Source organism: Streptococcus sp. 22.1, assembly GCF_016648645.1.
Lineage (GTDB): Bacteria > Bacillota > Bacilli > Lactobacillales > Streptococcaceae > Streptococcus.
On sequence record NZ_JACLQK010000032.1, the window covers coordinates 1 to 12,901 of the forward strand.

Genomic DNA, 12,901 nt, shown 5'->3' on the forward strand with positions numbered 1-12,901 from the left:
AAACACCGAGCATATTAAGTCTATACCAGGACATATAAATACTGCCAAGGGAAACCAAATTAAAACACCGAGCAAGCAGTGAAAAACAAAATTCGAAATGATATTTCGAAATTCGCCACATTGATCTATATATAGTGTGCTTAACATTAACCGCTTAATCACACAAAATAACGAAAGGGGACTTATGCAAATGTAATAGATATATCAATCAAACTTTAAATGTCACCTTACTGCTTGAAAAGTTATTATCTCTTAAACTGAAGAAAGCGGTATAACAACATAAGAAAGGAAAATATAGTATGTTAGATAATACTATCGATATAATCAAACATTTAAGTCATGAGGACTGTAAAACAATCTTGTTAATCTTATCTAAGTTGGCAAGAATAACTTATGACTTGATAGTTTTGTATCAATCAAAACAATATCAGGGAAAACATATCATCAAGAAGCAGAATAAGATTGCTTACAAACTTATCTTTGACTTTATTGATTTAATCATAAGACTTGTTGGATAGCCGTACTAACTATTTTAAACATTCTCAGACGCACAGACAGACCTATAGAACCCTCTAAAACGAAAGGGTAGGAGGAATAGGACTGCGCGTGCTAGAAACGATTGTGAGACGAAATTAGAGCCTTGTTGTATCAAAATCACCAAGGCTTTTCGTGCTGCTCTGGGACTATCTCAGTTTAAACGTCATCTGCAAAGAAGCACCAGCACTTCATAAGGTATCAAGCAGCAAGCCCATAAGTTCAGACACAAAAAAGCTGAAGCACAAACGTAATGGAAGAAAAAGTTTTTATGGTTTAAACAATTTTCTTTTTCACAGAAAAAATCGAGCATAATAAAGTTGGCAAAAAAAGTGTGATTTTTATGGCAGAATTTACAAGACTGACTAAAGTTAGTTTTAAAATGGTGTGCTAAAGATTGGTTAGAATAAAGAGCACAAACGCAATGAAGAAGAAATAAATTTTTATGGTTTCAAAAATTTTCTTTTTTCAAAATAAAATCGAGCATAATAGATTTGTCAATGTAAGGAGGCCAAAATGGCAGATTTTATCAAAGATTTGTTGAATGTAGTTATTCAACACAACAAGAATTTACTTCAGTTTTTAGAGTTAGCAACAACACTTGTCATTGTACTATGGACCATCATTGTTTTATTAATAGTAGCACTTACTACTCGTAGATCGTCGAAATACAACGCTAAACATGACACCCAGAAGACGGAAGTAAGTGAAGTATTGTTGATCAATGCTCTAGATTTAGTTATAAACGCTTTGCGCTTGTTTCTTGGGCGCTGACACAACCAGACAGCTCCTTTAGGCCTGCTAGAGGGTAAAAGGGCCAGCGCGTGAAGAAGGACTATATCGGATGCAACTGGCAGGGTTCCTATTCGCTGGAGGGGGTTTTTATTCCTGAAATAAAAGAGCTATAACTCCTTGGCGATACTAGGTTTTAGCCATCGCTAAAAGAATAGAAACAAAAAGGGGTTTTTAATCGATGTGACTGCATCCCACATTTAAGCCTTTTTACGCTTTTGTGGTATTCAATTGCAACTGGTAGGTATTCTATTTTTTTCAAAGATGATTTTACCAAGCAAAAAAGCACCTGGGGGAGATTACCCTGGGTGCTTCTAAGACGATCACAGACTGGAATTAGTGAAGGTAAGTAGGAGGTGTCTCTAGGATTTTAAGGATATAATCCGAGAGACTAGAAATTTATTGATTTACAGGGTAGGCGGATAAGGCCTACAACGCTATTATATCAACCCTTTGTCAGATGAACAAAGAGAGAATAATTAGAAGTCAGCTGATCCAAGAAATTGGCCTGATCCTGGTTAAATACCTAGACTAAACACCTAATCAACTACCAGGCTGCGCGTGGAAGTCTTGAGATATAATAGAGATTCAAGAAGATGATTAGTAGAAAAAACAAAATCCAGGGAAGGCCGTCCCTGGATTAAGTTGTACCTGAAAAAGCACGGAGTCAACCAGGTACAAAAGAAAAGTTTGATTTATGAAGTAGGCTAATAACCTACGAGGATATTATAGCATAAATACGTAATTGATATTGCCTCTTTAAACCAGGTTAAAAAAGTCAGTAAATGCTGAAAGAAGCGCCAGCACTTCATAAGGCATCAATCAGCAAGCCCCTAAGTTCAGACACAAAAAAAGCTAGGGAGAAAAAGAAACCTAGCTTTTTAATATGGTACTCTCAAAAAATTCCCTTTAGGAGATTAGGATTGTGAGTGAGAGTCGATAAGTCTCTAAGCATTAAGGATAACAAAGAGACTGGAAAAAGTTAAAGAGTAGGTGGATTAAGCCTACAAAGGTATTATAGCAGGTTTTTGGAAGAAATCTATAAGATTTCAAATAGCTATTTGGCGCGTGATTAGGACCAGGGTAAATAACCTCAAAAAACAACTAAAAACAAAGAAAATTTAAGAATATCCTTGTAGGATCCCTCTTTCCATGCTATACTGAAGATGGTTTTAATGAATAAATGTTAGCGCTGGAGTGGTTACTAGCGTTATTTTTTTGCCCTAAAGGTCAGATAAAGTCAGATATTGCTAGATGAAAGTTATTACTAGCTGAAAAGTCATTAATATCAAGCAACTAAAGGAGTCCTAAAGTGATATTTCTATTAATGGTTTTCAATCCACGGTTATTCTTTGACAAATGTTTAAACATAGTATAAACTATAAGAGGACATAAGGAGAAATAAAATGGCTATGAGTAAAACCGTCCTGACAGAGACGAAATCTGTCCGCAAGTGGGGAAATGGGTTAGGTGTGCTTATCCCAGCAAAGGTTGCAAGCACTCTAGACCTGACAGCAGGTGATAACCTTGTAATGCACCTGACTGACCAGAACACCTTGGTACTGGAAAAAAAAGAGGAAAAACGTCCAGTGCCAACCTTTAATATTCGTGATATCGCTGAAAAACATGATTTTCAGCTGATAAATAAAAATCATAGAAAGCCCATTGACATAGAGCCAGTGGGAAGAGAGGTTTTCTAATAAATGAATAACTTATTCATTAAAACCAACCCAGACGAACAGCCATCAGATGCTGTTTCAAGCCAGACCATGCAGGAGAAGACATATTATCGGAACCTGGAACAAGGTGATATCATCAAGCTCGATGTAACCACGTCTAACCAACGAGGGAACCGAGAGAAGAAATACTATCATCCAGCCGTGATCATCAGTAATAACCCAGCAATTTGTGTTACTGGTTTAGCTAAGGCAGTGCTTGTTCAATCAGTCAATTTTGATGATGACTTGACGGTAGCTTTAACCACTACAGCAGATAACCCACATGTCACTGGTTATGCAGAACCATTTCAGGAACACTCTTTTGACTTGGCAGCAAGGCCTTACAAGTATTTTGGGAAAGTCACTGAAGATGAAATCCTGGAAATTCTTGGTAAGCATAACATGCTGACAGAAAGACTGTAAAAACGAGCACCCAACGGGTGTTTTTTCTTTTTATCAAAAAGCCTCCAGCTTTTTCTAAAGTGTTACGAATAGATAAGCAGGAGGACAGAAAATGATCACTATAAAACGAGTAAAAATAGACCACTATGGCCGCAGCACTTATGGCCCTGAAGTCTGGTGCCGTGTCTATATTGAGTATCGAGGTAAGTTCTATAAGCTCTTTCAACTGATACAGACGGATAGAATACTGACCGAGGAAGAAGCGACTGTAATCATTGCTGGTCGCTATCAAGAGCTGTCGGACCACTACGCACGTGCAATCTTTGACTAGCCTATATTATCGCATTTAAACGCCTTAGAAGCACATTCACGCGCGTGATAAACTTAAACCCAAGCCAGACTAACTGAAGCTATAAAGAGCATAAAAAAAGAGCGGTTAACTACTCCGCTCAGCCGTTTAGGAAAACTTCAACCAATCCTGTCATGAGGAGACATGGACAAATCCTAATCGACAATAGCTATTATACCATACTGGCCAAAAGTAGCCCAGCACACGTTCCAGCAAGTCAACCTATGTCACTCCCTTACAAAAGACAATGGAATAGTCTAAGATACTCTTATCATCAAAGATAAAGGAGAGACACGATGACAACGCTATATCACAGTTACAGCTATACACCCTATGAGAACGCCCCTATAGAGCCGTATAACTATCCTGAAGGACAAGTAATCACTAGAGAGCTGATAGAAGATACAGTAGCATATCAAACCGAAATTAGGGAGCTGATACGCTACGAGGAAACAGACCGTTTTGGAATCGCAGAAATATATCCTTATGGTGCTGATGATCAACCAGGATATTTTGATCGATTGCTGACTTATCTGATTGAAGAAAAGCTATTAAGCGACTCCAGCCAGTTTCTAGCCATTCTAGAGGATAGTTATAAAGCTGGTAAACTATCGCTAGACCAAGCACCATCCCAGGGCTATCTTTGCTTATTAAAAGACAAGCAAGCCAAAAACGGCCTGGGCTATCTAGCAACCATGACGCAACAAGAACTAGAAGCCTATTTATCGCCTTATAAGGCCGAAATCATCAAAGAGGGGATAGATAGAGAGGTGAAGGAACGTATAAGGTCTTAAATGCTCACTAGAGGCCCAGAAAGGGCCTTTTTTGCGTGTGAACGACTTCCCTGGTCCGATAAACACTGCCCCAAAAGAAGGTGCTAGCTATAAGCCCCTATGAGGGATAATAAAGCAATCAAAGAGAAAGCATATATCACGCGCGTGGTTTAAATTACCTGAAATCCACAAGGAGGGTTTACTTTTATTCTGTACGTGGTATGATAAAAAACGTAGGTACGTGATGCAATAAGCACGCCTGCACTGTCGTCCTTTGCTAATTAAATATAAAGAAAGAGGTATTCTTATGGCAAAAGCTGTAAACCGACGTTCTATCGTCGAAAAACTTAACAAACACGGTTACGAAGTTGTTCGTACCAATCAACTCTTCGAACTCTTTAGTAACGAAGAAGGGAAGGCGTTCCCCCTTGCGAAAAACGCCCCCGTTCACCAGGGGACTCTGAAACGTATCGCTGCCGTTACTGGCATCGATTTGCTTTCTGAGTAAGGTAACAATAAACCATAAGTGTCAGAACTTATGGTTAAAGAAGGAAAAGCGGTTATACCGCTAAGAGCAGTAATGGCGCTGCTCACCGAAAATAGTGTGAGTATTCTGTTACTGCTTAAACGGTGAATTCAAAATGCCATATTAAAGAACTCGCTTTATATTTCAAGAACGACAGTAGCCCCAGGTTTAGCCTGGGGCTTTTTGTATATCCTAGACTGATAACATAACCTAATTAGAACTCTGCTGATACCCCCTGTAAGGGGATAATATAGCTCTATAAAGAGCTAACTTATATCACACACGTAGCAGTATCCTATAAAAGTGTATGTAATACCTAGAAAAAAAGTTATAAAAACAAGAAAAAAATCAAAAAAGGGGTTGACTTTATATAGTACATGTACTATAATATAAATGTAAGGTTGAGTGACAGGCAACCTTAACAAAAATAGGAGGAAATAGAATGGCTAAACACAATAAAAAACGATGGCTACAAATGAAAGAGTTAAGCATTGAAATTAATATCTTTTTCATCAAAATAACCATCGTTTGGAAATGATAGTTCGGAGCGAAAGCTCCTAGCTATTGTTTAGTGTATTCTAACATAAGAAAAAATGAAAAACAACGGCAAGATCATTTATAAGAATGGCCACATGAAAGTAACAGTCAGAAAAACCACACGAAGGGAAAAAGTCACGTTCCTTATCGGTGTAGCAGTTGTTTTACTTGCCTGGTGGTTATTAGCAAAATAAGGGGGCAACAATATGGCAGTATCAGAATCACAGAAAAAAGCGAATCAGAAATGGGCAGAACAAAACAAGGCACACAGAAATTATCTGTCAAAACGTTCGGCTGCGCGTAGTTTCATCAGAAACAATGCGACAGAAGAGGATTTAAAGGAACTCCAGGCCCTAATTTCTGAACGCTTAAAGGAGGAATCAGAATGAAAGTATCTTATGAGTCAGAAGAGTTAATTGAAGAGGTCCTGGAAGATATCGCTTTATTTGGTGAGGAAGATGAAGTATTTGCCATATACTCTTATTTTGAGGTAGTAGATGGCCGAAAAATTGACACTGAGTTTATCACAGACTATTTTTCAGCAACTGAACCCGTTAGAGAGAGCGCAGGCCTTCCCTGGGATGCAGAAGATGAACAAGAGTATCAAGACCAATTAAAGCAGTGGCAGAAGCTTTACAAACAGTTAGAACAACTTAAGTATGAACGACTAACGTTAGGAGAGCTACTTAAGCGACTAGAAGAACAAAACAGAATATTTTAACCAGGAGAGAGTGGCCACGTCGTCGCTCTTTTTTGTTGTCATGCTGACATTGCCTTTAAACAGCAAGGCTGCGCGTGAAAATAGCTGTTTAGAAAAAAGTGCAAAAAAAGTGCGCAAAAACTATTGACAAGAATAAGGATATGGTGTAATATATAAGTATAAGACGTGCATAAATTGTACGCAACAAAAAATAATTTTACGAGGTATTCGATATGGCATTTTTACCAGATCGACGTGAAGTCGAAAAAGTGTTAAAAAAACACGGTTTTTATAGCGTTAGGTTCAATGGAAGACACGAACTCTTTAAGAACGATGACGGAGTTACGTTCCCGTTGGCCAAACAAAAGACTGTCCCTAAAGGGACCTTGAAGAATGTATCTCGAGCAACTGGGATTGATATGTTTAAAGAGCTCGAGAAACAAAAAAAGAAAAATAACTAATCCCAGCAACAAAAAACTAATGAAAGGAGGAGTAATGTAATGACTAATCAAGAGACAACTATTGTCAACACTGGCTAGTTGTCTGCCATTATGGTAGACAACTAGATCACGAAATACCAAGTAAAAAATTAATTAACAAACGTAATTGACCATATCGATACCAAGTAAAAAATTAACTAAAGCAAGTAACCAATGGGAAAGAAGGAGAACAACAATGAAGAGGTATTATCCAGCTATTATCAGCTACGATAACGAAGATAAACGCTATTATGCTGACTTTCCAGATTTTAAGGGTAGCGTATTTACAGATGCTGAAACTTACGAAGAGATTCTTACACGCGCAGAGAGCGTCTTGAAATTGATGGTTACGGAATATCTCGAAACTGGCCGAGAGCTACCAGAACCAGAATTTTCTAATCAAGCTCAAGAAGGTGAAACAGTCGTTTCAGTAGGTGTTTGGCTTACACCGCTACAGGACAAAGCAGCTCAGCAAATTGTTCGAAAGAATACTTCTTTGCCACGTTGGTTAGCTACTGAGGCGGCAGATGCTGGCTATAACTTCAGTGAGGTCTTAAGGTTCGCCTTGCTGGAGAAATTAGGCTACTCCCTTCAGGAGGGGCAATACCACAAAGCGGAACCAGCAAAGGTAAATAAATAATAAATCACGCGCTAGATCGATACCGAAACAATAAGGGAGAAAATCCCTGATAAGGGAAACAACCTGGCTGCGCGTGCGATAAGATGCCGAGAAAGGAGGAAAATGAATGCCGTTTATACTAGAGGATGAGAGATATGAAATCGTGGATTATAACGCTATGCTTGTTTATATGATGCAGTTCCCTATCTTTGAGAGTCCTAACAAGCGCCTAAAGTATTTTTCTAGGTGGATTAATCATTTAAAGGCCATTGATGACGCAATGGCAAGAGAAACGCTGGTGATTCAGTCGCTACAGTGTTTCAGCTTCCTTATCTCTTTCGATGCTGTCCATGTACGCATTCAGTTTAATATCGATGCAATATCTAAACTGGTAGAAGATGAACAAGCGTCTGCGGTCCCTTTAAAGACGTTTGGCCCAGGACAAGGGCAAATCAATTACACTTCAGTAGCAGATGGCGAGTTCGATAGAGTGACAGAGCCCCCGACAATCCTGGTAGCTACTATTAGAAATGATCCTGGTAGAAAAGGGGTCGTCATTGACGGGAACCACCGACTTGCAGGTGCTATGGCAAGTGACCTGGAGTCAGTTAACGTCAAATACCTGGGGGACTCGTTCTTATCTAGACACCCTGAGGCCTTTGTCACTGCCTGGGACCATGCCCTCTATACGTTTATCAATGAAACGATGTTTCTATACCGCTGTATGGAAAATGGTTGGTTAAATGATGAACAGGCAATTGCCCGTTCTTACCTATCTGGAGACGTAGGCTATAAGTTTTAGAAGCAACCCCAAAAAGGTTGCTTTTTTAGCATTTGTTTACATGAAACCATTGACAAGTGCTAAATAAAGAGTTACAATATAACCAGAGTTAAGAGATGGCAAACTCTTAACAAAACACTAAACAAGGAGGCCTATATAAACATGGCACGTAAATATTCAGGATTCAATAGCAAAGACGAATTCGTCTTTGCAGAGTTCGATGGGAACTATAAATACAAGGGCTTTAAAGCTGAACAAGTTAAAAAACTCAGCAATCAATATAAAGAGCTAGTGGGCCAACATGTTTCAGAGGATGGCAATAACGCTGTTTTGAAAATTGCTGCTGGCCACGTCTTCAAAACAAGATACGGTTATGGCGTTATTGTCGATGCTACCCACGTTGTCTTTATTAAAGACTGGCAGGTTTGGGGCTTAAGCCGTGATCAGCAAAGTTATATTATTAACTTCAATCGGGATTATTACCAGGTGAAAGAGTACGGGGATTTTCCCGACTTTGAGCACTATGAGGACCTTAAGTCTTCAGACCTTGCGACGTTTGACCAGGTAATGGCCGTTGCTAAGCAGCAAGAAGAAGCCTATAACAACCCCGAGAAAGCAAACTACCTTGACGGCTTGGGGTTAAGCTTTAACTGGAAATAATGGGGGTGATAACTATGATTCAATCATTTGTCACAACCCAGGAACAGGAAATGATGCTTCAGGACTATTTAAAAGGGCGGTTAAGGAACGCCTTAAAGATGGCCAGAATTACCGTTAAAAATCCCTTCCTAGGGGGTATTCAGCAGGTGCTGTTAATCGATGATGGTTACTTTGCTAACTATTACACCTTTAATCTTCGATATAGTGAGCTGTTAGAACGCCTGGAGGTGTCCTGTGATAAGACATACAAGACACCTAGAGAGTTTTACGAGGGAGAAGAGAAGGACAGTCTTCGCCCTTTGTTTAGCAGTATTATTCTGGTAGACGGGAAAGAAGGCTATTCGAACCTTACCACCTGGTCGGTTTTAGAGGAACTAAGGGGATGCGATATAAAATTGGTTTCCCTAGCTAAGGCTGAGCTGACTTATACTAAAAACCGCTGGAGCGGACAAAGGGCAAGCCATGAGCTATATTGCACAACGCTAGCAGTGCCTTCAGTTATTGCTGAGTGCGATAAGCAAGGTATCTGGCATGATTGGGCTTATTATGGTGATGACTTTGGAGTTATCGCAGTATCTAGAGAGAAGGAACGAAAAAAAGAGGTAGTGAGAGAGGAAGAACGCTTTTTGTGGTTTAAAAAACAAAAAGAAATCAGCATTACTTACAAGGATTACAAGCCCCTAGATAGTGCCCAGGAAATAGTTTTTAAGGAGCTAGCAGAATACTTTGAACAAAGACTATTAAGAGAGGTCCTAAAAGTGATCGATAAGGAACTTGAAAAGTTGGTGCAGCCTATGAGCAAAGAAAAAGTAAAAGCGATTTTAAGGGTAAGTCAAGCATAAGGCACAAGATACAACCAAGATATAAGATACAGTCAAGGTATGAAATACAAGGGGGCGCGTGCTTATAGTGATGACAAATAGATAAAGAAAAACCTCTTCAGCAATTGCTGGAAGGGGCTTTTTGTTGCCTTAAAAATCAATGGTTAAACTAGCATTTTTGAAAGCGCTACAATTATTTGTCAAAATGATTATCCTAGATAACGACCAAACAAGGTCATATCACCCCATAGCACCCCTAAAAGTAGCTTTTAACGGCGTAGGGTGGGTGTTTAGCCGTCCTATCAATTACAAGGGCTTATATAAGCCTTATATGAGCATATCAGCCCATTAAATATCCAAAGCACGCGCCACGTGGTCGACGCTATCAAGTACCATTACAAGCTTTTAGGCTTGTAATGGCAAAAGAGCTAACCTTTTGGGGTCAGCTCTTTTGTCTGTTCTAATATTTTCAAGGTAGGCGATTGTGAGAGTTTGGCGAAAAGCCCAGACGTTTTCTGGTAAGCTTTAACCCCCTCTAACGCCCTATAGTAGCTTGTTTCCTGTCCACTGGGTCTATTGGTATGCTACTAGAGTAGCAAGGCACGACAATAGCCCATAACAAGCCTATAGGCGATTATAAGGACAAAGCAGGCACTGGCACGCGCCACGTGTCAGAAAACACTTGATTCACCTTTTTCAAAGCTTTTGGGCTTTTCAAAAGGTCAGCAACGCCCTAGATAACGGTTTTTACCGTCCATACGGCTATTTATTCCATGTTTTCCTTGGTAGCAAGTAACCTAGGCTGTCTTATTACTGGCGTGCGAGTCTCAGGCTTGAAAGCCTTACAACTCGAACACCTAGTATAAATCCGCCTAGCTTACTACCAAGGAACTTTCACGGCATAAAACGCCTAGTGACTGTGCTTTTCGATGTTTTCGAGGTTCTTTAAATTCCTCTTTGCGATTTTCAGACGCTTTTGGGCTTGCCATTTTGATTTGTGGGCTTTGACGTTTGCCATGCTACCCTTCAGCATAAGTGGTGAAAGTAGCAGTAAGCCCAGCACAACAACAATAAAATAAATACTCATATCTCTATTTCTTTGCTATACTGTTAAAGAGGGTAGCAGAAAGGGGCGGTAGCCCCTCTCTGCTACCGTTCCCTATTGCTCAAGGTCTCTTCTTTGCTTCTCGTATTCGAGTTCAAGAAGGGAAGCTTCAGCGTTTAGCTTCCTAGCTTCAGCTTCCGTTTTTTGACGATTTTCCTTACTGTTACTGTATCTAACAGTAAGGAACAAACCGTACAAAGTTAAAATCCCTTGAGCAATGTCTTTGATAATTTCGAAGACCTGCATAGCGTTCTCTCCTTTCCTTATTGATATAACTAATTATAACTCTTTAATTAGCATTCGTCAAGTGGTTTTTGGTAAAAAACAAGGAAAAAGTGCAATTTTTTTGTGCAGTAAGAGAGTGCGAAAAGCTATCAGATTGATAGCTTTTTTTGTTGCCTAATCCTCTAAAAAGCAGAAAGATATTGACGAATAATAAATAAAGTGTTATACTAAATATAGTTAAGGAACGGCAAACCTTAACAACAACACTAAACAAGGAGTTATCTATGTATAACGTTATTTCAGAAGAAGCTATTTCCCCACGTCAACGCCTAGTGTGTTATGGCGTGGAAACACTAACCGACCAAGAGATTCTTGGTGTGGTATTGGGTAAAGGCGAGGTCAGTGACTTAGAGATTGCTGAAAATGCCCTCGATAGCATGGTGAGTTTGGAAGACTTGTCTAGCCTGTCTGTCAAAGAGCTGGAAGATATCCAAGGCGTTGACGAACTAAAGGCGTTGCAAATTAAGGCAACGTTAGAGCTATCAAAGAGGGTAGAAAAAGCTGGGTTGTTGAGAACGGAGCAAATCATGTCAAGTCAGCAGGTCGCACGTCGTATGATGTTGGATATCGGGGATAAACGCCAAGAACATTTGGTAGCTATCTATTTGGATACGCAGAACCGTATTATTCAACAAAAAACGGTATTTATCGGAGGGGTAAGGCGTTCTATTGCTGAACCTCGTGAGATTCTGCACTACGCTTGTCATCTCATGGCAACGTCCTTGATTGTAGTTCACAATCACCCGTCTGGCGAGACTTATCCTAGTCGGAATGACCTTGATTTTACAGATAAGCTCAAACGTTCCTGCGATGATTTGGGCATTTGTCTTCTTGACCATTTAATTATCGGGAAAGGTACATATTATTCTTTCCGTGAGGAGAGGGAAGATTTTGAAATTTAAGGGGATAGCATAGGTAAAGCCTATGCTATTTTTATATGTCATAAAGCAATAGAAAACCGATAGAAAAGAATAAATAAGAATATTATTTATATTAACTAGAATATATAAGCATATAATATAATATAAAAGCATATAATAGAATAATGAAAGAGTTGACGAAATATAAATAAAGTGTTACAATATAGATAGTTAAGGAACGGCAAACCTTAACAACAACACTAAACAAAGGAGTTCGATATTATGGAACTGACCGAAACACAAGAAAAGAAATTACAGACGATTGGCAAACGTCTGTGTAAAGTCCATAAAGGGATAAGGACACAATTAAACAAATATCATGTCGATGGTGATGTGGGATATTTTACAAATACTCACGTTGCTTTAAAATTCAAAAACGGGATTCTTAAAGAAGATATCCCCGTAAAACCTTTTGAGCAGTCAGAGGGATATCCTGACGCTGCAAAGTTATTTGACGGTTTCCCAAAAGGAGAAGAGGTTAAAATCTCAGTGAAGGATTTGCTTAAGCAAATCCGAAAAGAGAGAACGAATTTCAAAAACAGGAACAGCTTAATCCATTTTGTAGTGGGAGAAACAATTGAGCTTGTCCAAGGTAAGAAGCAAGGAGCATTTCATGTGGATTTCAAAAACTTATATGAAATTCTGCTCATGGCAGACAGTCTCAAAATCAAAGAGATGACTTGCTATTTTCATAATAGGAAAAGGAGTGCCAGACTCGCCCCATGCTGCTGGAGGGGGAAAAAATGGATGCTCTGCTGTGTCCAGTACGAATTGCATAGAAAAACAAGGGGGCAAAATCTGCCCTCTTTTAAAATTAGCACGGGACGAGGACGAACCAGGGCGACGATCGAGACCAGGGCGAACGGGGAGGAATAGGGGGAGAGATTAGAGACTGTCTCA

Annotated in this window: 16 protein-coding genes; 15 read left to right on the top strand and 1 reads right to left on the bottom strand. The window is 39.4% G+C overall.

All coding sequences use genetic code 11. The annotated features are described in order from the left end of the window. Nucleotides 1-1,050: 1,050 nt before the first annotated feature. The 13 genes from H7U04_RS10905 to H7U04_RS10965 all read left to right on the top strand — a co-directional run bounded on the left by H7U04_RS10905 (nucleotide 1,051) and on the right by H7U04_RS10965 (nucleotide 9,712). Entirely contained in the window at nucleotides 1,051-1,308 is a 258-nt protein-coding gene (locus tag H7U04_RS10905; protein ID WP_201059761.1) for a hypothetical protein, read from the top strand. Nucleotides 1,309-2,732: 1,424 nt separating this feature from the next. Further along, the gene (locus H7U04_RS10910) at nucleotides 2,733-3,026 is read left to right on the top strand and encodes an AbrB/MazE/SpoVT family DNA-binding domain-containing protein (protein WP_201059763.1); all 294 of its coding nucleotides are present in this window, start codon (nucleotides 2,733-2,735) and stop codon (nucleotides 3,024-3,026) included. A 3-nt stretch (nucleotides 3,027-3,029) separates the two neighbouring features. Continuing rightward, nucleotides 3,030-3,467, top strand: a complete 438-nt coding sequence (locus H7U04_RS10915; RefSeq protein ID WP_201059765.1) for a type II toxin-antitoxin system PemK/MazF family toxin — start codon at nucleotides 3,030-3,032, stop codon at nucleotides 3,465-3,467. 91 nt (nucleotides 3,468-3,558) lie between these two features. After that, a complete protein-coding gene (locus tag H7U04_RS10920; RefSeq protein WP_201059767.1) occupies nucleotides 3,559-3,777 on the top strand; it encodes a hypothetical protein in 219 nt (72 codons plus the stop codon). Nucleotides 3,778-4,091: 314 nt separating this feature from the next. Next, nucleotides 4,092-4,589: a hypothetical protein gene (locus H7U04_RS10925; RefSeq protein ID WP_201059769.1), complete on the top strand. Its 498-nt coding sequence runs from the start codon at nucleotides 4,092-4,094 to the stop codon at nucleotides 4,587-4,589. Between the two features lie 286 nt (nucleotides 4,590-4,875). Then, on the top strand, nucleotides 4,876-5,076 hold the full coding sequence (locus H7U04_RS10930; RefSeq protein ID WP_201059771.1) for a hypothetical protein: 201 nt from the start codon (nucleotides 4,876-4,878) through the stop codon (nucleotides 5,074-5,076). Nucleotides 5,077-5,837: 761 nt separating this feature from the next. Beyond that, nucleotides 5,838-6,020: a hypothetical protein gene (locus H7U04_RS10935; protein ID WP_201059773.1), complete on the top strand. Its 183-nt coding sequence runs from the start codon at nucleotides 5,838-5,840 to the stop codon at nucleotides 6,018-6,020. Further along, nucleotides 6,017-6,352, top strand: a complete 336-nt coding sequence (locus H7U04_RS10940; RefSeq protein WP_201059775.1) for a hypothetical protein — start codon at nucleotides 6,017-6,019, stop codon at nucleotides 6,350-6,352. The genes H7U04_RS10935 and H7U04_RS10940 overlap by 4 nt, the downstream gene beginning before the upstream one ends. 212 nt (nucleotides 6,353-6,564) lie before the next feature. Beyond that, nucleotides 6,565-6,792, top strand: a complete 228-nt coding sequence (locus H7U04_RS10945) for a type II toxin-antitoxin system HicA family toxin (RefSeq protein WP_201059776.1) — start codon at nucleotides 6,565-6,567, stop codon at nucleotides 6,790-6,792. A gap of 214 nt (nucleotides 6,793-7,006) precedes the next feature. Continuing rightward, a complete protein-coding gene (locus H7U04_RS10950) occupies nucleotides 7,007-7,450 on the top strand; it encodes a type II toxin-antitoxin system HicB family antitoxin (protein ID WP_201059778.1) in 444 nt (147 codons plus the stop codon). 277 nt (nucleotides 7,451-7,727) lie between these two features. Beyond that, the gene (locus H7U04_RS10955) at nucleotides 7,728-8,231 is read left to right on the top strand and encodes a hypothetical protein (RefSeq protein WP_201059780.1); all 504 of its coding nucleotides are present in this window, start codon (nucleotides 7,728-7,730) and stop codon (nucleotides 8,229-8,231) included. A 141-nt stretch (nucleotides 8,232-8,372) separates the two neighbouring features. Next, nucleotides 8,373-8,870, top strand: coding sequence for a hypothetical protein (locus H7U04_RS10960; RefSeq protein WP_201059782.1), 498 nt, complete (start codon nucleotides 8,373-8,375; stop codon nucleotides 8,868-8,870). A 14-nt stretch (nucleotides 8,871-8,884) separates the two neighbouring features. After that, nucleotides 8,885-9,712 carry a hypothetical protein gene (locus H7U04_RS10965; RefSeq protein WP_201059788.1) on the top strand — a complete coding sequence of 276 codons (828 nt, stop codon included), beginning with the start codon at nucleotides 8,885-8,887 and terminating at the stop codon, nucleotides 9,710-9,712. Nucleotides 9,713-10,850: 1,138 nt separating this feature from the next. Here the strand turns inward: H7U04_RS10965 and H7U04_RS10975 are convergent. Then, nucleotides 10,851-11,042 (bottom strand): hypothetical protein, encoded by a 192-nt coding sequence (locus H7U04_RS10975; protein WP_201059792.1) that lies wholly within the window; start codon nucleotides 11,040-11,042, stop codon nucleotides 10,851-10,853. Between the two features lie 263 nt (nucleotides 11,043-11,305). Here H7U04_RS10975 and radC point away from each other — a divergent pair, with 263 nt between their 5' ends. Next, a complete protein-coding gene (radC, locus tag H7U04_RS10980) occupies nucleotides 11,306-11,983 on the top strand; it encodes a RadC family protein (protein ID WP_201059794.1) in 678 nt (225 codons plus the stop codon). Nucleotides 11,984-12,223: 240 nt separating this feature from the next. Beyond that, nucleotides 12,224-12,877 carry a hypothetical protein gene (locus H7U04_RS10985; protein WP_201059796.1) on the top strand — a complete coding sequence of 218 codons (654 nt, stop codon included), beginning with the start codon at nucleotides 12,224-12,226 and terminating at the stop codon, nucleotides 12,875-12,877. The last annotated feature ends 24 nt before the right edge of the window (nucleotides 12,878-12,901 follow it).